The organism is Simiduia agarivorans SA1 = DSM 21679 (assembly GCF_000305785.2).
GTDB classification, from domain to species: domain Bacteria; phylum Pseudomonadota; class Gammaproteobacteria; order Pseudomonadales; family Cellvibrionaceae; genus Simiduia; species Simiduia agarivorans.
Window position 1 is genome coordinate 1,542,497 of the sequence record NC_018868.3, and the last position, 21,432, is coordinate 1,563,928.

General features: G+C 58.3%; 21 protein-coding genes. 6 read left to right on the forward strand and 15 right to left on the reverse strand.

Features of this window, described 5'->3' with window-relative positions:
- Positions 1-239: 239 nt before the first annotated feature.
- Positions 240-734 carry an FKBP-type peptidyl-prolyl cis-trans isomerase gene (locus M5M_RS06755; protein ID WP_015046732.1) on the reverse strand — a complete coding sequence of 165 codons (495 nt, stop codon included), beginning with the start codon at positions 732-734 and terminating at the stop codon, positions 240-242.
- 149 nt (positions 735-883) lie between these two features.
- Here M5M_RS06755 and M5M_RS06760 point away from each other — a divergent pair, with 149 nt between their 5' ends.
- Complete coding sequence (locus M5M_RS06760) at positions 884-1,801, forward strand: VOC family protein (protein WP_015046733.1); 918 nt, start codon at positions 884-886, stop codon at positions 1,799-1,801.
- Positions 1,798-1,977 (forward strand): hypothetical protein, encoded by a 180-nt coding sequence (locus tag M5M_RS06765; RefSeq protein WP_016389282.1) that lies wholly within the window; start codon positions 1,798-1,800, stop codon positions 1,975-1,977. Before M5M_RS06760 ends, M5M_RS06765 begins: the two co-directional genes overlap by 4 nt.
- Here the strand turns inward: M5M_RS06765 and M5M_RS06770 are convergent.
- On the reverse strand, positions 1,955-2,302 hold the full coding sequence (locus M5M_RS06770) for a DUF6122 family protein (protein WP_015046734.1): 348 nt from the start codon (positions 2,300-2,302) through the stop codon (positions 1,955-1,957). The two genes, M5M_RS06765 and M5M_RS06770, sit on opposite strands and share 23 nt — an antisense overlap.
- A 220-nt stretch (positions 2,303-2,522) precedes the next feature.
- On the opposite strand from M5M_RS06770, the gene speA reads away from it, so the two are divergent.
- A complete protein-coding gene (gene speA, locus M5M_RS06775; RefSeq protein ID WP_015046735.1) occupies positions 2,523-4,412 on the forward strand; it encodes a biosynthetic arginine decarboxylase in 1,890 nt (629 codons plus the stop codon).
- 50 nt (positions 4,413-4,462) lie between these two features.
- Here speA and M5M_RS06780 read toward each other — a convergent pair whose 3' ends face one another.
- From M5M_RS06780 to M5M_RS06810, 7 genes are all read right to left on the reverse strand, one after another.
- Positions 4,463-5,059 carry a DUF3313 family protein gene (locus tag M5M_RS06780; protein ID WP_081640122.1) on the reverse strand — a complete coding sequence of 199 codons (597 nt, stop codon included), beginning with the start codon at positions 5,057-5,059 and terminating at the stop codon, positions 4,463-4,465.
- A 124-nt stretch (positions 5,060-5,183) separates the two neighbouring features.
- Entirely contained in the window at positions 5,184-6,017 is an 834-nt protein-coding gene (locus M5M_RS06785) for a universal stress protein (RefSeq protein ID WP_015046737.1), read from the reverse strand.
- 165 nt (positions 6,018-6,182) lie between these two features.
- Positions 6,183-6,965 carry a co-chaperone DjlA gene (gene djlA / locus M5M_RS06790; RefSeq protein WP_015046738.1) on the reverse strand — a complete coding sequence of 261 codons (783 nt, stop codon included), beginning with the start codon at positions 6,963-6,965 and terminating at the stop codon, positions 6,183-6,185.
- 17 nt (positions 6,966-6,982) lie between these two features.
- Positions 6,983-8,056, reverse strand: coding sequence for a hypothetical protein (locus M5M_RS06795; RefSeq protein ID WP_015046739.1), 1,074 nt, complete (start codon positions 8,054-8,056; stop codon positions 6,983-6,985).
- Positions 8,057-8,113: 57 nt separating this feature from the next.
- Complete coding sequence (locus M5M_RS06800; protein WP_015046740.1) at positions 8,114-8,797, reverse strand: hypothetical protein; 684 nt, start codon at positions 8,795-8,797, stop codon at positions 8,114-8,116.
- A 95-nt stretch (positions 8,798-8,892) separates the two neighbouring features.
- The gene (locus tag M5M_RS06805; RefSeq protein ID WP_015046741.1) at positions 8,893-10,623 is read right to left on the reverse strand and encodes a thiamine pyrophosphate-binding protein; all 1,731 of its coding nucleotides are present in this window, start codon (positions 10,621-10,623) and stop codon (positions 8,893-8,895) included.
- A gap of 13 nt (positions 10,624-10,636) precedes the next feature.
- On the reverse strand, positions 10,637-12,229 hold the full coding sequence (locus tag M5M_RS06810) for an FAD-dependent oxidoreductase (RefSeq protein WP_015046742.1): 1,593 nt from the start codon (positions 12,227-12,229) through the stop codon (positions 10,637-10,639).
- Between the two features lie 76 nt (positions 12,230-12,305).
- On the opposite strand from M5M_RS06810, the gene M5M_RS06815 reads away from it, so the two are divergent.
- A complete protein-coding gene (locus tag M5M_RS06815; RefSeq protein WP_015046743.1) occupies positions 12,306-13,265 on the forward strand; it encodes a helix-turn-helix transcriptional regulator in 960 nt (319 codons plus the stop codon).
- Between the two features lie 41 nt (positions 13,266-13,306).
- Here M5M_RS06815 and M5M_RS06820 read toward each other — a convergent pair whose 3' ends face one another.
- Both M5M_RS06820 and M5M_RS06825 read right to left on the reverse strand, forming a co-directional pair.
- Positions 13,307-14,680, reverse strand: coding sequence for a glutamine synthetase family protein (locus tag M5M_RS06820; RefSeq protein WP_015046744.1), 1,374 nt, complete (start codon positions 14,678-14,680; stop codon positions 13,307-13,309).
- Positions 14,681-14,774: 94 nt separating this feature from the next.
- Positions 14,775-15,572, reverse strand: a complete 798-nt coding sequence (locus M5M_RS06825; protein WP_015046745.1) for a helix-turn-helix transcriptional regulator — start codon at positions 15,570-15,572, stop codon at positions 14,775-14,777.
- Positions 15,573-15,840: 268 nt separating this feature from the next.
- Here M5M_RS06825 and M5M_RS06830 point away from each other — a divergent pair, with 268 nt between their 5' ends.
- Together M5M_RS06830 and M5M_RS06835 are read left to right on the forward strand one after the other, a co-directional pair.
- Entirely contained in the window at positions 15,841-16,515 is a 675-nt protein-coding gene (locus M5M_RS06830; RefSeq protein ID WP_015046746.1) for a GntR family transcriptional regulator, read from the forward strand.
- Positions 16,516-16,654: 139 nt separating this feature from the next.
- Positions 16,655-18,028, forward strand: a complete 1,374-nt coding sequence (locus M5M_RS06835) for an aspartate aminotransferase family protein (RefSeq protein WP_015046747.1) — start codon at positions 16,655-16,657, stop codon at positions 18,026-18,028.
- A 136-nt stretch (positions 18,029-18,164) separates the two neighbouring features.
- On the opposite strand, the gene M5M_RS06840 is transcribed toward M5M_RS06835, so the two are convergent.
- The 4 genes from M5M_RS06840 to fabG are packed head-to-tail and all read right to left on the reverse strand — an operon-like array spanning position 18,165 to position 21,409.
- Positions 18,165-18,770 (reverse strand): hypothetical protein, encoded by a 606-nt coding sequence (locus tag M5M_RS06840; RefSeq protein ID WP_015046748.1) that lies wholly within the window; start codon positions 18,768-18,770, stop codon positions 18,165-18,167.
- Positions 18,771-18,818: 48 nt separating this feature from the next.
- Complete coding sequence (locus M5M_RS06845) at positions 18,819-19,403, reverse strand: YceI family protein (protein WP_015046749.1); 585 nt, start codon at positions 19,401-19,403, stop codon at positions 18,819-18,821.
- Between the two features lie 54 nt (positions 19,404-19,457).
- Positions 19,458-20,684, reverse strand: a complete 1,227-nt coding sequence (locus M5M_RS06850; protein ID WP_015046750.1) for a beta-ketoacyl-ACP synthase — start codon at positions 20,682-20,684, stop codon at positions 19,458-19,460.
- Positions 20,684-21,409, reverse strand: a complete 726-nt coding sequence (fabG, locus tag M5M_RS06855; RefSeq protein ID WP_015046751.1) for a 3-oxoacyl-ACP reductase FabG — start codon at positions 21,407-21,409, stop codon at positions 20,684-20,686. The genes M5M_RS06850 and fabG overlap by 1 nt, the downstream gene beginning before the upstream one ends.
- Between the last annotated feature and the right edge of the window lie 23 nt (positions 21,410-21,432).

Sequence of the window (21,432 nt, forward strand, 5' to 3'; positions counted from 1 at the left end):
TGGCCGCCCCCTAGCGCACGGAGTTTGCTGGCAGCCCCGGAGGGCGCGACCTGTAGCGGCCATCCGTAGCGTTGAGCTTCTTGCTAAGGGCTATCGGAATGCCGCCCAGACCATTAGCTGCGAAACTCGCCTTGCGGCTAACCGCTACAGGTCACGCAGAGCGGCACCAGAGTTATTCAGAGGTTCCTTAGGTGCCGGACAAACGGGCGCCTTGGCAAAAGACGCCGCACAAGCATGCATTAATCGTGCTGGTGGCCACCCACGCCATGGGCATGACCGTGCGCCACTTCATCGGCGCTGGCATCGCGCACACTCAAAACCGAAATATCAAAAGTCAGGGTCTTGCCCGCGTAGGGGTGGTTGGCATCGATATCCACATTGAATTTGCCTACCTTGACCACGACGGCATCCTGCGGGCCGTGCTCCGTATTGACCGCGACGGTCATACCCGGACGCAGCCGGTTTTTCAGCTTGGCGTGATCGACCAGGTGTTTGATCGGGATGCGCTGGGTCTCGCCCTCACGGCGCTTACCGTAGGCTTCCTCCGGTTTCAGGGTAATGCTGAAGTTGTCGCCTTCGGCCTTACCCTCAAACCCTTTTTCCATCGCCGGCAGCAGGTTTTGATGGCCGTGCAGGTACAGCACAGGGTCTTCCTTACGCGAGCTTTCCAGCACCTGCTCCGCCTCTTTCAGGTCATAGTGGAAACCCACCACCTTATCCTGTTCGATTTTCACGTAATCACCCCACGTCTGGCTAAAAAAAGGGCGACAAGTATGGCGACGGCGCCCCCGGTTGGCAAGGAGATAACCGCCCGAAGCGCACACCACTGTACCCCACATCGCGGCCTTGGTATGGTTGGCCCACGCTTTAAGGAAAACCCTTTATGACCGGATTTTTGCGCACCCGTTTTCTCGCCCTGTTCGCCGCCTGTGCCGGCCTGTCACTCGCCGCCTGCAGCCAGCTCACCGTCAAACTGCCGGCCATTGCCGACTCGGATCAATACCGGCCCGGCCAGGTTATCTGGCGCGACCTGCTCACCCGCGACATGGCGGGCATTAAACACTTTTACGGCGAACTGTTCGGCTGGCAGTTCACCCCGGTCGCGGGCGCACTGGGCGACGCGGACTATCAGCTGATTGAATACCAGGGGCAATGGATCGGTGGCGTAGTCGACACCCGTGGGTTCAAGGCCCGGGACAACCTGTCGCAATGGATTAACGTGTTCTCCACCCGCGACATGGCGGATTCCGTTGCCAGGGTCAAAGCCGCCGGCGGCACCCTCGTGGGCGGCCCGAGGCAGGTGGGCGAGCGGGGTGAACTTGCCTTGGTGCAGGACCCGCAAGGTGCCCATTTCGCTTTGCTGCAAACCCGACAGGGCGACACCGTGGCACGCCCCCATCAACCGGGGTATTTCCTGTGGCAAGAATTGTGGAACCAGGATGGCAATGGGGATTTCTATCAGACCCTGTTTGGCGCAACCAAACAGCAGGCGACGCTCAATGGCGGCAGCTTTGACTACTTTGCCGTGGACGACAAGCCCGCGTTCGCGGTGCTGAGTTCGCCCCTGGAAGGCCTGCCTTCCACCTGGGTGTCCTACTTGCAGGTTGAGGATGTGGGCGCCACCCTGGCGCGGGTTGAATCGCTCGGCGGCCGGATTCTGGTGCCAGCCCAGAACAACCCCGCGGGCGGGCAACTGGCCGTCATTCTCGACCCCAGTGGCGCTGGTCTGGTGATCCAGACCTGGGCCCACACCACCGCAGACGCCACTCACACACTGAATGCATCGGGAGTTACACCATGAAACTGAAAACCCTTCTCAGTGCCTGCGTGCTGACACTCAGCTGCATCAGCCTGTCCGGCTGCGACAACGTGGCCGTTTATGGCAGTATGACTGTCGGTAACAGCTGGGGCAGTTACCCGGGCTACGGCGGCTCGCGCATGGGCACGAGCGTGACTATATCCGGAAGAATTCGCTGATCAGGCGAGCGCTGTCCTGACGGGCGCAGTCGCTGGTATCGAGCCCCATATGCACCAGCAGCCCGATGCCCCACCAACGGGTCTTGGGCCACAAGGCCATCAGGCCATATACCGGCCAGAACCAGACCCGGTGTAACGGATGTGTGGTAACGCTGCAGCGCTCAGGATCGTACAAGGGGGTCGCCAGCAGGTGATCCAGATCCACCAGCATGGTGGCCATCATCACACCCCACACCGGCAGCCATTGCCCGCGGGCAAACAGGCGCGCCAGCGCCAAAGGCACTAGAATGTGCAGTAATAAATGGACGATCGACCCAATACCCATAACCTAAAACGCCATTTATGGCACCGAAAAGGCACCAAGCCCGTAAACATGGTTAATTTAGGGCAAACGCCGCTACGCAGAAACGATGCCACTTGTGTTAGCAGCCGCTTGCCCTAAAATCCGCCACTTTAACATTATGGAATCGCCGTAAAACCCCGGTGTACAGCAATCACATCGGCGCAAACGGCGGTTCGCCAACCCCCGAGGGCCAGCACAACCCATGAATTGGTCAATTGACGATTCCAGAGAACTTTACAACATCACCCACTGGAGCGACGGCTACTTTGACGTCAATGACCAGGGCGAACTCATAGCCAAGCCTGATCCGGACAAGCCAGCGCACACGGTGAGCCTGATGACGCTGGTCAAACAAGCCCAGGCCCTGGGCATGACCACGCCCTTATTGGTGCGATTCAATGACATTTTGCACGATCGTGTCGACCGGCTCTGCGGCGCCTTCGACAACGCGCGCGAACGTCTGGGCTACAAGGGTCAATACCGGGCGGTGTATCCCATCAAGGTGAATCAGCAACACGACGTGGTTGAGCAGTTGCTACTGCATGGCGGCCAGGAACGCTTCGGTCTGGAGGCCGGTTCCAAACCCGAGCTGATGGCGGTAATCGGTCTGGCCAAACCGGGCTCGGTGATCGTGTGCAATGGCTACAAAGATCGCGAGTACATCCGCACGGCGCTGATTGCCGAACACCTTGGCCACCAGGTGTACATCGTGGTGGAAAAAATGTCCGAAATGAACCTGGTGCTGGAAGAAGCGCGCAATATGGGTGTGAGCCCGCGCATGGGCGTGCGCGTGCGCCTGGCTTCTCAGGGCAAAGGCAAATGGCAATCCAGCGGTGGCGAGAAATCCAAATTCGGACTCTCCCCCACACAAATTCTGAGTATGGTGGACACACTCAAAGCCCAGGGACAACTGCAATCGCTGCAGCTGGTGCACTATCACCTGGGCTCCCAGCTGGCCAATATCCGCGATATCCAGCACGCGCTGCGGGAAGCCGCGCGTTACTTTGCCGAATTGCACGCACTGGGCGTGAACATCGGCTGGGTCGATGTGGGCGGTGGCCTGGGTGTGGATTACGAGGGCACCACCAGCTCCCGTTCTTCCTGTTCAACCAACTACACCATGCAGGAATACGCCAATAAAGTGGTCAGCGCACTGGTGGATATCTGCGACGAAAACAACATCGAACACCCGAACATCATTTCTGAATCGGGCCGCGCCATGACCGCTCACCACGCCGTGCTGATTACCGATGTGATCGGGGTGGAAGAAACCATCGGTTACAAACTGCCCAATCCGGTGAGTGACGACGATCATCCGTGCCTGCAGGATTTGTGGCACGGCTTCAAAAATATTTCCAAGCGCACCGCACTGGAGATTTATCACGACGCGGTATACAGCATCGGGGAAGCCCACAGCCTGTACGTACACGGTTCATTGAATTTGCAGGAATGGGCGCGCGCCAGTGAACTCTATGCGGCCACCTGTGTCAGCGTACGCGAAGTACTGCAGAACAACCCCGGTGTTCACGCTGAAATACTGGATGAGTTGAATGAAAAATTAGCCGATAAAGTATTCTGTAATTTTTCGTTGTTCCAATCCCTGCCCGACGCCTGGGCCATTGACCAGGTGTTCCCGGTATTGCCATTGCATTACCTCGACCGGGCACCCGAGCGCCGCGCGATATTGCAGGACATTACCTGTGATTCCGACGGCAAGCTGGATATGTATGTGGAAGGCGAAGGTATCGAACCCACCCTGCCCATGCCGCGCTTTGACGAGGATAAACCCCTTTACCTCGGCATGTTCATGGTCGGCGCCTATCAGGAAATTCTGGGCGATCTGCACAATCTGTTTGGCGACACCCACTCAATGCACGTGGGCTTCAAAGACGACGGCAGCCACGAAATCCTGAACCCGTTGATGGGCGATACCGTGGCCGACATGCTGGCCTGCGTGGATTTTGACGTGAATCACCTGATGCAGACCTACGCGCAAAAACTGGCCGCCAGTGACTTGCCGGAAGCCACCCAGAAATCCTATCTGGCGGAACTTCAGTCAGGTATGAACGGCTACAGCTATCTGGAAGAGTGATAGTCACTCGCTGTAAACGGGAGCCCACCGGGCTCCCGTAACGCAGCGCCTCAACGTTGCGCAGCCCGCAAATGATTGAGTAGCCGCTTGCCCCAAGCGGTAACCAAGCGCTCTACATTCGCCCGGTTGGTATCGATGCTATTCAGTTGGTAACTGTCGCCAACGGATTGATCCCCGCTCAATACAGCAATCAGATCACCTGAGGCGCCATCGATAAATTCAGCGCGCACAGATATTTCTCCCGAACCCTTGGTGACGACTTGTTCATCCCGGTTTGCAAAGGGTGTGACACTGGTGATTTTCACTTCCAGCTCCATGATGCCGGGGCCGGTAAATGGCACAACGTGAAACCGGCTGTCTTTTTCCACTTCTGCTGTCAGCGTAGAGAGGAACAGTTGCTGGGTAAAGGCGCGGTCATCAGCACTCAGATCCCAGTGTTTACGGGATTGGTCTGACGCCCAGGCTGGCGGAATAACCTTGGTGCGCTCTAGGTTCAACGGATGAATCATTACTTGTGTGTATTGGCTGAAATCTACTCCAGGTCGCACATATTCGACTTCCAACTGCTCCAGCGCGGCAGCCCAGGGAGCCGTAACAAGCAATAAAAGCGCGATAAGCCCGCGCATATGGCCAGACATTGTTCGCATCTCGTTGTCCTCTATCAGATAAGACTGTGAGTAGCGTTAGTCTCCTTGTGGCAAGTAAAGTTCAGACAAATTGCAAACAAAAAAAAGCCGGCTGACGCCGGCTTTTTTATTGATCAGGTGGTCATCAGACTTTGGTTTGTGTCAGTTCGTTACACACCATCACATCCACATCCAATGCACCAATCACGCGCTCGGCGGTGTTGCCACGTAACAGCGTACCGGTTGAACCCAACTGGTTAAGTGTGCCCATGATCACCAGATCCGCGTCGATGGCGCTGGCAACCCCGGCTACCACTTCATCGGTATAACCCTGCTTCACATGAATGCGCTCGGCAGGCACGCCGGTTTGATTCGCCAGAGCACCGCGATCGGGGTACAGCATGGAGTCCAGATAGCCATTCACAAAATGCAGTTCAGCATTGTAATTACCGGCGGTGTATTTAGCGCGCTGGATAATTTCTTTGTTCAATGCTTTTTGCTTGTCTTTGTCGGCCTGGAAATTCACCGCCGCCAGAATGACCTTGCGCTCATCGTGCGCACCCGGGCGGATGAGCACCACGGGACAACGGGCTTTTTTCAGCACTTCCCACTTGGATTCCGCAAACGTAAAACGACGGCTGGTTTTGGCGTGCACCGGCAGGTAAATCATTTCGGCGTCACAACGCTTGGATTCCTGGATGATGGCACCCTGCCAATCGGACGACCAGCACACCTGAATTTCACAGGTCAGGCCCGCCTCTTCCACCGGCTTGCGGATCTGATCGCGGAACCAGAATTCATCGCGGAACAGGTGGTCGTTGGTCGCACGGGTGTCGACCGCTTCACCGTCCACGGCCACAAACACGGTGAGCTTGGGGGAAGGATTACGGAATTTGGATGTAATCAACGCCCGCTCCAGGGCGATGTGTCTGTCGTCGTTGGGGTCCACCACCACGAAAACTGTGTTTTCAGCTTGCATAATTATCCTCTGTGCTGATTACCTGTTAAGGGCTCTGATCTGTCGTGCCTGGGCCTGCTATTGCCGGGGCAACGGCAGGCAATGTGTTAGAGGCAGATACCATACCACTAACCCCCGATCTGCGCAGCAGCCTCCCGCCGCTGTTCGCCCGGGGCTTGCGTCAAATCAACCTTTGCGGTGCTTGCGGATCAAATCGTAGGCGCGCTGGACTTCCTGCGCCCGCTCGGTCGCCATTTTGATCATATCTTCCGGCACACCCTGGCCCATGAGCTTGTCCGGATGATTTTCACTCATGAGCTTGCGATAGGCTTTCTTCAACTCAGCATCGGTGGCAGACGCCTGCACCCCCAACGCGCGGTAGGCGGTGGCCAGCTCATCGGCCGCGGGCGGACGCTGGCGCTGGTCGCGAAAACTGTCTTGGGCCCGCAGCATGCTCATGAGCTGTTCGAACATGGCGCCGCCGTATCCCAGCCCTTCCGCTATGCTGCGCAGCGCACTCTCTTCGCCCGGGTGCAACTCACCGTCGGCCATGGCAATCCCGATCAGGTATTGCAATAACACACGGCGCAGGTCCGGCTGCAACTGAGTGGCGCGATGAAACTCTTGTACCACCGCCGCCGGCGTAAATATGGGCTCAGAGCCAATTTTAAACAGGCTGATTGCCTGATCCCGACGCTCGGCGGTCATGCCATAGCGCACCATCAGGGTTTCGGCGTGGTCGATCTCATCTTTGGTAATCACCCCATCAGCCTTGGCGATGTGCCCCAGGAGCGGGAATAAGGTATTGATGAAGCGGTTTTGTAATTCCTGTTTCTGCTCGGGGGTCAGGCCATAGCCCACCTGCCTCAGCCCCTTGTCAAAGAAGTGGCCGGCAAACGCACCGAGAATCAGGCCCAAAGGGCCAAGCGTAAAAAAGCCCAACAGGCCGCCAACTATTTTTCCGATCATTGCGAGTGTCTTAATCCTTATAAAGGCTGTAAATGGGCTTCCCAGTCGCCTGAGCGGGCGATAGACATAAATGCCTCGCCCAGCGCCAGGCTTTGCTCTTTGGCATGGCGCCAGCGACGTTGGCGCTCGGCATCATTGCCCTTGAATCGTTGAAAATCCTTGCGGTCCGGAATCTGGCCGCCGGCCAAACCCGCCACGTGTGCGGCGCTCGGCGCGATCATCACCACCCAATCCAGCGCATGGGCACCGGCGCGGCGGGATTTGAGGTATTTGTCGTACCAACCCGGCAGCAGCCAGCGATAAAAATGCGGGTACAGGATCAACCCCGGTTCCTGCCAGAAGTTGCCCGGCACCGGGTGATAGTCGATCAATCCGCCGTCGCGATAGATACCCTGTGGGGCACCTGCAATGGCAGTTTTAGGGGCCATAACATAGGGAATCGACCCCGATGCCACCACCGCTTCACGCACATTGTCCACGGACAAGGGTTGTACTTCAGTGGCAATGCCATCCAACCCCGCCACCTTGGGCAGGCGTCGCGGGTCGGCAAACACCACCCGATCAAACTGGCGGTTTAGGTGTTCGCGTCCGCGCAAATTGCGCCAGAAGGCGCCGCCCATACCTTTGGCCAGAGTCAGTCCGGCTTCTTCCGCCATGGCGCCATGGCAGCGTGCCACACCACAGTGATAGTGAAAACGCGGATGCGATAGCAGGTCTTCGGCCTGCGGCCGCTGCAGGAAACGGTCGAGAATTTTCATCAACTCCCGGTGCACTACCGGCTTGTTGATACCGCCCTGGTAGGACTGTTCGATATAACCTTCGGCCAGCTCATTCAGCGCCCAGCCAGCCTGTCGCTGCCCCGCTGCAGCCAACTTCCAGGCGCCAATGGAGGTGCCGAACAAGTGCACGGGCTGATGCGATTGCGGCAACCATTGCTCGAACAGTGCCCGGTCCAGGCCGTAAATCGTCAGCCACTTGGCGGCGCCCGAAGCGCCGAACACACTGGCCACGTGCTCGGGCTGCAATCCATTGGCCCGGATATGCGCCAGGGCTGCCGGACCCGCATAGAGATTCAGGGATGATGCAGACATCGTGAAATCCAAACAAAAACGGCGGCTAGCCTACCCTCAGCTGGCGCCATGTGCAATTTAGGCGGGATTCTCCAACCAGACGCTTAACTCGGATAAGGCGGTGGAGTTGAGCAAATAGGCATTTTGCTGTTTTTGTGCCCGCCGCTGGATTTCCTGGAACAGCGCGGGCAGGTTCTGGTAGGTCCGGCCCGGTAACTGCCCCTCGGCTGAGACATAACCCCACATCTGCAAAAGCGCATCGCGCAGTGGCTCAAGCTCGGGCCGCTGGCGCATGACCAGCAATATATCCTGGGCAACCTGGGCAAAGGCGTCGTTGCCGCGCCCGGCAGTCACTTTGACACTGATGGCGCGATAGGCCTCCATGGAGCGGGCGGCGACCGAATACTTGTAGTGGCTCCAGAGCCCCTGAATAGTGCGGGGTAGCGCAATCCGGCCGCTATCGCGTTCGCTGCCCAGATGCTGAAAGCGCGTGACCACATCCGGCAAGCTGGGCCAGACCAGGTTCAGCGGCGCCAAATGGGTGCGCTGCCCCTGCTCCAAGGGCCCCAGACCGCGTAAGTCCCATTCGGCTTGCATCCAGGCCTCCAGGCAACGCAGGGCATTCAGGCAACGGCCCCAGCGACGGCTGACCTCGGGATCGTCACTTTGGCCACGGGCAGCCAAAAGAGCGGCAATGTGCGCCAATTGCTGACGCAACTCTTCGTTATTCAGGTAGCCGGGCGATAAATCCCACACCAGCATAAGCAGGCCTCACAGGTATGACTTCCGACTCCAAGTGGCAGAGCCGACATGGGTCAGATTGTAAGGACTGGCGCGCCGGCTGGAAAGCCCGCACCTCAGCCGGTCACCCGCCGCCAGAGCGCCCGGGTGATCATCCGAACCTTGGTGGGAAACGGCATGCGCTTGAGATTGGTGCCGACAATGCCCTGGGTAAAGCGGGTTTTCTTGGAATAATCCACTTTCACATCCAGTATCACCGGCCGCCCCTGGGACGCCAGTGCCAAAGCCTCATCCAGACAGCGGTCAATGTCGGCATTGGTTTCCATGCGCAGATATTCAACCCCGGTGGCATCGGCGATGCCCTGCAGGCGCAGATCGCCCAGGCGGGTGCAGGTTTTGCGGTTGTAAGGCACCTGCTGTGCCTGCGAAATCTGGCTCAGCTCGCCGTCGTTGAATACGGTAAATACCGCTCCCGTCCCCAGCGCGGCCGCAGAGAACAATTCCATGGCGGTCATCAGGAAAGCACCATCGCCGATAATACCCACCACCTGGGCCCCGGGATTGGCCAGCTTGGTGCCAATGGTGGCCGGCACCGCGTAACCCATGCAGTTGAAATCCGTGGGCGAAATAAACCGCCGGGCAGCGTGAATAGGCATCAGCTCGGCCGCCAGAAACGTGTGATTGCCATCGTCCACCACCAGAAAATCCTCGTCACCCAATCGCTCGCGTAACGCGGCAAAGTACTTAGCCGGGTTGACCCGATCGGCCACATTGTGGGCAAACCACTCGTCCCGGTAGGCCTGTTTCTGGCGCGCAATCAGGGCTTGCACATCGTCTTTACGGCCGGCGGGCTTGAGTGCCGCCAACGCTTCGGCCAGGCGCGGCAGCAGATCGCGCGCATCACCGGCCAGGCTGATGGCAGCAGGGTAATTGGCATTGAACACCTTGGGGTTGATATCCAGGTGCACCAGATTGGCGGGCACCGTGACGCCAAAACTGCCGGTGGCGATTTCCGCAAACCGGGTACCCACGGCCAACAGGGCATCGCACTCTCTGAATGCCTCGGTCGCCGCCGGCACCGCCGCCGGCCCGAAACTCATGCCGGTGTGCAACGGGTGATTGGCGGGAAAAGCACTCAGGCCCTGCAAGGTGGTGGCTACCGGTGCATTTAACAGGTCGGCAATGCGGGCAGACGCTTCGCCGCAATCCACTGCACCCCAACCGAGAAACAAGCCGGGCTTGTCTGCTTTGGCCAGCAGGGCGGCGGCCGCCGCAATCGCCGCATCATCCACGCGCGTGGTCGATGAGGGGGGCTGATAGGCCGGCAGGTCACCCGCCTCGCCCGTGTCCAGCTGAATATTGACTGGCACTTCCACAAACACCGGACCCGGCTCCCCGCTGATGGCGGTGTTGTAGGCTTCGTACAGGGTCGGGATCACCTGATCGTGGGCAGTGATTTTATAGGTACCCTTGGTGATGGGGGCCAGCATGTCGTGCTGCTTCATGTCGTGCAGCTGGTAGTCAAAATCCGAATTGGTGCGCACGCCACCGGAAATCACCAACATGGGAATGCCATCGAGATGCGCCTCGCCAATACCGGAGGCCGCGTGGGTGGCGCCGGCCGCCGGCACAATCACCAGCGTGCCCACCGAATCGGACGTACGGCTGATGGCGTCGGCCATGAACGCGCCACAGCCTTCGTGCGTTACCAGCACCGGCGTGATCGATGCCGACTGGTCCAGCTCGTCGTATATTTCCGTGTTGTGCACGCCGGGTATGCCGAAAGTGTGCGTGATGTTGAGTTGCTCCAAGGCATAGCGTACAAGCCAGGCGCCGGTTTTTTTCATGGTTCTGCCCTCGTTATTGTTCGTTAATGTGTTGTGCGGCTTTGCGCGCGGTGAGCACGCAGCCGGCCAGAAAAGTGCCTTCGAGCGAGCGCTTGCCACTGGCGCCGCCGCCACCAAAGCCGGCGGCTTCACCGATTGCGTACAAACCGGCAATGGGTTCGCCGGTACCGGTGAGCACCCGGCTGTGTAAATCGGTCTGGATCCCCCCCAGGCTTTTGCGCGAAATCAACCGGCAGCGAATCGCGATCAGCGGGCCCCGGCGCGGGTCGGTAATGGGCGCAGGCTTGACCGTGCGCAGCCGGTCTGGCCGCCAGGCGCGGGCGTGATTGATGCGCCGGATCTGGTCGTCGTCCTGCAGGTGCGGTGGTCGCGCAGTCATCTGGTCCCAGTGCGCCACGGAGGCCTTGACCTTGTGGACCTGCACCGGCATTTCAGGCGTGAGCGCCTGCATCTTTGCCACCAGTTCATCCAGCGAATCGGCCACGAGGAAGTCTTCGCATTCCTCCAGCATCTGTTGCACCAGCGCGTGATTGCCGCGCAGGGTCTGCCAGAGAAATTTAACCAGTTTGTGATCGCGGATGGCCGGGTTATGTTCGGCACCGGATACCGCCAGTTCGTGCGCGGCGATGTGCCAGTTGAGCAGCTGCCAGGTGTGCGGGTGGTGACTGACCTGTTCACAGAGAAAATTGGTGTCAAACCCCGTCACCAGCGGCACCGGCCCGAGCCGGTCGCCCTGCTCGTCCAGCCAAAGGGCCGATTTGCACGGAATCAGGCTGAGACCATGGCCGTCGAAGTGCGGGCGGGGGTGACTCACGCCTGCCGCGTAGTTCCACATATCACTCACATGACTGATGCGCCCCCCCAGCGCCGCCACGCGCTCGTGGATCTGCCCGTCGGCAAAAGGATGGGCGCCATTGAGCAGCTGCGCCTGCGCGGCTTTACCCCAATGCGCTGGCCAATGCTTTATGACTTGTTGTACTGAACCATTGATGCCGCCGGTAGCCACCAGCGTGCGTTGCGCATTCACCCGGAATGCATTGCCCTCACCATCCACACCGGTGACGCCCACCACGCCGTGCTGGTCTGGAATGAATTCAGTGGCGGTATGTTGGTGTAACCACTGCACATGGGATTCAAAGGGTCTGAGTGCGTTCAGCAACGCCTCCACCAGCCCCAGGCCCGCGCCCCACAGCACGTGGTAGCGAGGCAGGCTATTGCCGGGTACAAAGAGGCCTCGCTCAACCCAGTTCACCGCCGGCATGAACTTCAGCCCCAGCGACCTGAGCCAATCATAAATAACGGGCCGACTTTCCTGCACATAAGCCTGTGCCCAGGCTTTGGGCCAGTGATCGTACTGCGAAAATTCGGCAAACGAGGCCCAATCGTTATAGGCAATCGCGGGCGTATCCGGCACCCCCATGCGGCGCTGTTCGGGCGTGCCCACCAGCGCCATGCCACCAAAAGCCCAGCGCGCCAGACCGCCAATGCGCTCGTGCGTATCCCGGTCCACAATCGTCACCTGCCGGCCGGCACGCGCTAATTCCAGCGCCGCCACCAGCCCTGCCACGCCACCGCCAATAATCAGGTTATCTGTCCGATATTCCATCGCCCGCCACTATGGGTTAGTGTGAATCCTGATTGTGGGCCAGTCCCACCGGCTTAACGATAGTAAAAATTCACTAATGCCCCAGCTCGACGCCCTCATTGCCCGCCTCTACCGCGCCACGGCCGACGTGCCCGCCAGCGATTTCCGTACCTGGGCACTGGAAGCCGTGCGCTCGGAAATCCCGTTTGATGGCGCTGTCTGGGGCACGGGTCACGTGAGTGCATTGCATTTTCACACCCGCACCTGCCTGCAGGTAGACGAAGCGCTGTTCGACGATTTGCTCGCACTCAAACACCTCAACCCCATTGGGCACTTTTTTTCCGCCGACAATCTGGTGCCCGGCCAACAACCGCCGGCAGACTTACGCGCCCGATTCGGGCAGGCGATTTCCATGGCCGACCTGATCGATGACGCACACTTTTACGATTCAGACATTTACCGGCTTTGCTTCCAACCACGCGGTATCGAGCGGATTCTGAGCTCGTTGCATTTTCACGACCGCACCGGTATTTACACGCTGTTGAGCTTGTACCGGTTTGACCGCGACTACCCCTTCACTGACGCCGAAAAAGCGCTGCAACAGCAACTGCTGTTTCATTTACTGGAAAGCGAACGCCATGCCTTTGACCTGCGCCTGAAAGCCTCTGAACCGCAACCCGGCGAGCAATTTGCGCTGGTAGACGAAGCGGGCCATTACCATCAGGCCAGTGTGGAATTTCTGGATCTTTTACCCGACAAAAGCCAATTGCCGTTTCTACCGGCCAGCGCGCCGGCACAGTTCGGTTCGCTGCGGGTGCGCATCGAACGCGAGGGTGAATTGTGGGTGGTGGGACTCAGGCCCGAGCAACTGTGGGATCAATTGACCGAGCGGGAAATGCAGGTGGTCAACGGCGTGGCGTCAGGCAAAACCTTCAAAACCATTGGCAAAGAAATTCAGCTTTCACCTTCCACCGTGGCCAATCATTTATACCGGGTGTATCGCAAACTCGGGCTCAGCAGCCGCAACCAATTGCTTGCGTTGATGCAGACGACATAGAAAAACGGCGCCCTGGGGCGCCGTTTTTATTCTGTCTGGAATCAGAACGCCAGTAAATAAGCGTCGTACTCCATGCGCGTAACCGTGTGCCGGAATTCGTTCAGCTCCTGACGTTTGGAGGCCAGGTAAGCACGCTGCAGCGATTCGCCCAGGTATTCGCGTACAAACTGCGAACGTTCAAAGGCGTTGAGCGAATCGGGCCAGTACACGGGCAGGCTCGATGTCATCTGTGAGTAGGCATCGCCTTCCATTGCGGCGGTCGGCATACTTTTCTTCACAATGCCGTCATAGGCGCCGGCCAGAATCGCGGCCAGTACCAGGTACGGGTTGGCATCGGCGCCACTTACGCGGTGCTCAATCCGGGTCGCCGCATAGTCATCGCTGGGAATGCGCAGCGCAACGGTGCGGTTTTCATAGCCCCAGGTGGGCGCCATGGGCGCGTAAGAACCGGGCTGGAACCGACGGTAGGAGTTAAAGTTAGGCGCATAAATCGCCATGGTTTCCACCATGGTGGATTGCACACCGGCAATGGCGTGCATCAATGCTTCCGAACCTTCTTCGGTTTCATTGTTGAAAATGTTGTTGCCCGCATCATCCAGAATACTGAAATGCACGTGCATACCATTACCGGCCATATCGCCAAACGGCTTGGCCATGAACGAGGCGCTCAGGTCGTGGCGACGGGCCACGCTTTTGATCACCCGCTTCAGCATCATGGCGTGATCAGCAGCGCTGATCGGGTCATCTTCGTGGTGCAGGTTGATTTCATACTGCGCAGGCGCAAATTCCTTCACCAGCGTATCCACGGGCACGCCCAGGGTTTCGCAGGCCTCGCGCATTTCGTGGAAGGCCTCTTCGTATTCCTGCATCAGGTCCAGACTGTAAGGCTGACCACCAATGGGGTAGTCGGCATTGGCGTCGGAGCCTGCATGCACCGGCCGGCCGGCAGAGTCACGCTTTTCTTCCAGCAGGTAGAATTCCAGCTCGATCGCCACCACCGGGGTCAGACCGATGGCCTTGAACTTCTGTACCACCTGGTCGAGCACCACACGCGGATCGCCAACGTAGGGCGTTTCATCCAGGTCGGCCATGTGCACGAACATCTGCCCCATGGGGCGGTCGGTCCAGGGCACCCGCGACAGGCTGGAGGCCACCGGCAGGCAAATCCCGTCGGCATCGCCATCATCAAACGCCACTCCGGGCGCGTCGCGCCCCCAGATGTCAAAATTGAGTGTGGTGACCGGCAGCTTCAGGCCGCCTTTGAATGCCTTCAGCAGGTTGTCCCGGGGCAGCCATTTGCCGCGCAATACGCCGTTAATATCGGGCAACAGCACTTCAATGGTTTCAATATCGGGGTTTTGCTCCAGAAATTTTTTCGCTATTTCCAGATCGTTAGCGTTGCTAGGGCCAAGCATGACCTTCTCCATCCGGCGCACAATAGGCGCTTTCGTTACTCTTAGTGTGAATTTAGTAAATTTTTTGGTGTCGCGTGACGAAATATTCAAGCTTCTACAGGTGTTTGTTCGCCCCTTGATGACCAAAATAGCCGCGCAGCGGGTCTTGGTTTGGTGCTGCGTCAAAACAGCCAAGTGAATTGATGAAGAGGGAGAAGACCTCGGACTGTGAGCTCACATCCAGCTTCTGGTATATGTTCTTGCGGTGCCGCCGCAGGGTTTCGGTGGAAATACCGAGCTTATCGGCGGCAAACCGGGTGGCGTAGCCACCCAGCATCAATTCGAGCACATCGCGCTCTCGCGCGGTCAACAGGGATTCTCCGAACAGGCCCACAGCCTTGCGAACCCCTGCTTCAATGCTGGGCTTGGCCTTGCGCACCAGGGTGGCGTGTTGGCGCAGGAGCTGAACTACCATGGGGCTGCAGGCACGCAGCTGGTCCAGTTCGGCATCGCTGAAATGGGTGCCGGAGCGGGAACGCATCAGGCACAGGTGCAAGCGGGTCTGCTCGTCTACCTGAGCCACAAAGACCACCTCATCGCACACATCCTGGCCATCGTAGTACTCGGAACGGGCAGAATTGGCAGCTGCGCGCCAATGGCTCAGGCCGGTGCCCAGATCACCGTTGCGGGAAAGCCGGTAGAACGGGTCCTGCCGGAAGGCGCCGGCGACGTATTCCTCCACCTGCTGCTCGCGGCGGGCGCCGTTAAGCCGGTGGAACACCACCACGGGCTCGGGTTTGTCGCGGGTGTATTGCCACACCTGCGGGTAGTCGATGGGCAGGGTGGCGGAAAGCGCATCCACCAGTGCACTGTAAAAGTCAGAGGTTCCAAGACAGGCAACTGCCGTTGCCATTTCACGATTCCAGACTTCAAGGGCCTGTGTGTGCAGAGTCATTGTTAAACAGGGCTTGGGGCCCACACCTCGTTCGGTCGCTGATTTGTGCCTGTTAAAACAGAATAATTATTCTATTTTGAGGCTGCAAGTTTTTACGTTGGTATCAATTCACCCAGCTGCAAACCTGCATCCCACTTGTTATCACCCTGGGCTTGCCAAAAAATGTGATCACAAATACGATATTGACCATAATCTACTCGCCCGAATGAAACAAGTCAAATGCGCTATGGCCGATAACCTCCCCCCGTTCAAAACCCAGCAGGAGCGCGTCTACTTCCAGCTCCGCGAAGCCATATTGTGTGGCCGCTTTGTACCCGGCCGGGCGGTGACCTTGCGCGGCATTGCCGACATGCTCGACGTCAGCCCCATGCCCGTGCGCGAAGCCCTGCGCCGTCTGACGGCCGAAAATGCCCTGACCCTGCAGGACAACCGGCGCGTCGCCGTGCCGCAGATGACCGCCGACAAGCTCGCGCAAATCGTGGAAGCCCGCGTGGCACTGGAAACACAAGCGGCGCTGCGGGCCTTGCCGCACATGACCGAACAGCACCTGCAGCACTTAATTACCCTCGATGATCAGGTCACTGAAGCGATCAAGGTACAGGATGCCGAGGCCTACATTCGCACCAACCTGGAATTTCACGCCAGTATGTACCGGTGCGGGCCCAATGACGTACTGATGCCGTTGATTGAAAGCCTGTGGCTACAGAGCGCGCCTTTTATGCGACTTGTGCTAAACCGTATAGGGCTGGGGTATATCACCGACCGCCATGTACAGGCCACGGATGCCATCGCCAGCCGCGACGCGCTTGCACTCAAGCTCGCTATCGCCAGCGACATCCGCGAGGGCATCGGTGCGCTCGGCCAGGAAGAGCTTGAGGCCGCCCTGTCCGGCGAGGACTAACCCTCACAGGGGTGTTGCCAACCACACCAAAAATGTGATCACATTATGGTTATGACAGGGCAGCCGACGCTGCCCGCATGAGATTAACGCGCCTGCCGCCACAGCCGGCTGCGCTTTGCCAGCCACACTAGGAGGTTCCATGAGCCAGGTCTACAAACAGCGCTCCACTGCCGAATGGCAATCCATGGATGCGGGTCACTACCTGCACCCGTTCACCGACTTCGCCGACCAGATGGAGCGCGGCAGCCGCATTATCACCAAAGCGGAAGGCCCCTACATTTACACCAGCGAAGGCCAGAAGATTCTGGACGGTATGTCCGGCCTCTGGTGCTGCAACCTGGGCTACGGCCAGGAAGAAATCGTCAGCGCGGTGACCGAGCAGCTGCGCGAACTGCCGTTCTACAACAGTTTCTTCCAGTGCGCGCATCCGCCATCAATCGAACTGTCCACCAAGCTGGCAGAACTGGCGGCACCGCACATGAACAATGTGTTCTTCACCGGTTCAGGCTCTGAAGCCAACGACACGGTAATCCGCATGGTGCACCGCTACTGGGATCTGAAGGGCGAGCCGGATCGCAAGATCTTCATCAGCCGCCACAACGCCTACCACGGTTCCACCATCGGCGGCGCCAGCCTCGGTGGCATGGGTGGCATGCACAGCCAGTTCACCCGCCTGCCCTACGTTCATCACGTAGACCAGCCTTACTGGTTCGGCGAAGGTGGCGACATGGACAAGGACGCGTTTGGCCTGAAAGCGGCGCAATCGCTTGAAACCAAGATTCTGGAACTGGGTGCCGACAAGGTAGCGGCCTTTATCGGCGAGCCCATTCAGGGTGCCGGTGGCGTGATTGTGCCGCCGGCCACCTACTGGCCTGAAATCCAGCGCATCTGCGACAAGTACGGCATTCTGCTGGTGACCGACGAAGTGATCTGTGGCTTCGGCCGCACCGGCCACTGGTTCGGCGCCGACTACTTCGGTGTGAAACCCGACCTGATGCCCTTCGCCAAAGGCGTAACCAACGGCTACCAGCCATTGGGTGGCGTGATGGTAGGCGACCGCGTTGCCGGCGTACTGAAAAGCCAGGGCGGTGAATTCGCCCACGGCTACACCTACTCCGGTCACCCGGCCGCCTGCGCCGCCGCCCTGGCCACCATCAAGATTCTGGAGCGCGACAAGGTGCTGGAATCGGTGCGTGAAGGCAAAGGCAAGCTGCTGCAGGACAAACTCGCCACTCTGGCCGATCACCCGATCGTGGGCGAAGTGCGCGGCGTTGGTTTTGTGGCCGCGATCGAGCTCACCAACGACAAGCAAGCCCGTACCCGCTTTGACGATAACTGCACCGCCGGCGCCCTGTGCCGTGCGGCGTGTATCGAGAGCGGCCTGGTGATGCGCGCCGTGGGCGATACCATGATCATTGCCCCACCACTGACCATGACCGAAGCCCAGATCGACGAGCTGGTCACCAAAGCCCGCAAGGCACTGGATCTGACCCAGCAGCGTCTGGGTAAATAACTTGCCCGTTGAATAAAAAAAGCCCCGGTAAATCCGGGGCTTTTTTTTGGAGGACTTTCTGAATCCAGGTAACCGACGAAACCCTTTTACCCGAACACTCGGGTTAACTAACGCTTCAGGGGCACCCAGTCAGACCTCAGATACCATCTGACGGTAACAAAGTTCTTGCCTTCACGTCGTCAGCATCTTTTTTGGCGAACACCGGCAGATAGTCTTCCTGCTTTTCCACTACGCTGGCGCGGTTTTTTTCAAACCACTGACGGGCGGCATCAGACATTTCCACCCGCTTGGTTTTCTCCTGCCATTGTGCAAAGTTTTTATCCGCTGTATTGAAATCGGTGCTGCCATCGGCGCGCACAGGTTGCAGAGAAAAACGTGCTTTCCAGGCGCCCATACGCGGCGTTACCATCGCATAGTAGGTTTTTCCCGCCACCAGTTCGGCATTCATGAAATCCGCCGCTTCCGACACCACCATAAATTGGTAGTTGCCGGGTGCCACGTCATACACTACTTTGGTGTCATTTTCGATAATACCGATGAAATCAGTTTTGCCACCGGTCACATCATAGAGAGATGCACTGATCACATGGCCCAAAAAAGATGAGCGCATAAAGACCACTTGCGCCTTGTCGGCGGGTGCAGCCACCACTTCCTGATTACTGGCGACCTGCATAGGGTTAGTGCCAGCACAACCCACCAGTACCGCCAATGATGCTAAAACTAAAACTTTAAACAGTTTCATAAAAATCCTTCTCTGAGTGTTGTGAATAACCGCTAAGCGTCTCCACGCTTAGCGGGGTTTGGAATCCTTGAAAGTAAAGCTGGCTACAACGGGAATTTGCGTGGCAATGGAATTCAACTTCGCCAGCGCCTTCAACTGATCAACCCCAGCCAATAACTGGAAGTCCGCAAGATTGACCACCAGCGGTGCGATCGTTGTGGCCTGAATGGCACCGTCTGCCAAGCGGGTAACACGCAAAGGCAGCTGGTAGCTTTTTTCGGCGCCGTGCAAGGTAACGGCAATGGTCTGCTCGAATTGAATCTGCTCACCGGCAGCGAGTGCGTTTACCGCTACCATATCCACTTTAGCGGTGATGCTCAGCACAGGAAATTTGGCAACTTCCAGCAGGTGCTCTTTCATCCGCTGATCGCGGATGTCAATGTGGGTCACCAGACTTTCCGCCTGAATATCGACCCTGACGTCACCCTGGGCCGACAGCGAGCCGTTGAGCGCAGTAAAATGATGAACTTCAGCAATGGCGGCGTTTTTAGTGGACACCAAATGAAGAGACGAACGTGAACCATCGAGCGTAAGGCCGGCGTGAGCCAACCCCGCCCAAAGGCCACTCACAAGTAATAAGACACGCACAAACATAACAAACCTCCCTATTCAATAAACGCCAGAGCCTACTGCGCCGGCTGTTCCGGTTCAAGCCCGCCAGCGTTTGAATATCAACGAGGTGTTGATACCGCCAAAGGCAAAGTTGTTGGACATGACATAGTCGCAGTCAATGGCCCGGCACTCGTCGCGGATATAATCGAGGGCGCCACATTGCGGATCCGGGTGTTGCAGATTGCAAGTGGGGTGAAACCAACCTTCATTCATCTGATGGATTGCCGCCCAGGCTTCGATGGCACCGCAGGCACCGAGTGTGTGCCCGGTATAACTCTTCATGGCACTGATAGGCACAGTATCACCAAACAGGCGCGCAGAGGCTTGCGATTCCGCCACATCGCCTCGGTCCGTGGCCGTGCCGTGGGCTGAGATGTAGCCAATATCCGACGGTTTCAGTCCGGCGTCGACCAGCGCCAGGCGCATGGCCTGCTCCATCGTCTCGGTATTGGGCTGGGTGACATGTAAGCCGTCGGAATTGGTGCCAAAGCCCACCACCTCAGCATAAATGGTGGCCCCGCGCGCTTCGGCCGACTCCAGCGACTCCAGAATCAGACTGCCGGCGCCTTCGCCAATGACCAGGCCGTCGCGATCCCGGTCAAATGGCCGCGGCGTGGCTTCTGGTTTGTCGTTACGGGTACTGGTGGCAAACAAGGTGTCAAACACCGCCGCTTGAGTGGCGCATAACTCTTCGGCACCACCCGCCACCATCCACCGTTGCTGACCGGCGCGAATCGCTTCGTACGCCAGACCAATGCCTTGACTGCCCGAGGTACAGGCACTGGAGGTGGTGTAAACCCGACCTTTCAGTCCAAAAAACACACCCACATTCACAGGCGCGGTATGAGCCATCATCTTGATATAGGAGTTGGCGTTCAGCCCACCGGTGTCTTCCTCAATCAGCATGCGACCAAAATCCACAAACGCCGACGTCGAGCCGGCGGACGAACCATAGGCAATCCCCATGGAGCCATCCTGAATCGCAGGGTCCTTCAACAGGCCCGCTTGCTCCAATGCCAGTTCAGTGGCGCGGGTTGCCATAATGGCCACCCGGCCCATACTGCGCACCATTTTGCGGGTGTAGTGGGCGGGGGTTTCGAATTCCGCCGGGCCGCCCAAGCGCGTGATAAGGCCGTTGTATTTGTCCCAATCGGGCATGTAGCGGATACCGGTGCGGCCGGCACGAAGATTGGCAGACACACTGTTCCAGTCATTGCCAATGGGCGTAATGGCTTGCAAGCCGGTTACAACAACACGATTCATCAGCACAAACCACCATTTACCGAGATCACCTGACGGGTGATATAACCGGCGTCCTCCGACATTAAAAACGCCACCGCGGCGGCCACTTCGTTCACCTGCCCCAGACGTTGCGCCGGGATCATTTTCAATGCGTGCTCCGCCACTTCCTCGCTCACCATTTCGGTTTCAATCAAACCGGGAGCCACACAATTGACGGTAATTTTCCTTTTCGCCAGCTCCAGTGCCAAAGCTTTGGTGGCACCTATCAGGCCAGCCTTTGCCGCCGAATAATTCACCTGGCCACGATTACCCATGACCCCTGACACGGACGACATCACCACTATGCGCCCCGGCTGACGCCGGCGCACCATGGGCATGGTAAGCGGGTGCAGTACGTTATAAAAACCGTCCAGGTTGGTGTGCACCACCTGGTCCCAGTCTTCATCGGTCATGGCGGGGAAAGCGGTATCTCGCGTGACACCTGCATTGCACACGACGCCGTAATAGGCGCCATGCTGCTCGATATCGGCGTCAATGGCCGCCCGCGCTGCGGCGCGATCGGCCACATCAAATTGCAACACGCGTACACTGCGCCCGATATCGCGGATACGTTCCGCCACGACTTCGGCCTGCGCCATGCCATTCCGGCAATGTAATACCAGATCAAAGCCTTCGCGCGCCAAACGCTCGGCGATGGCCGCCCCTATGCCCCGGCTGGAGCCTGTCACTAACACTGTCTTGCTCATAATCCTGCAATACTGCTTGTTGT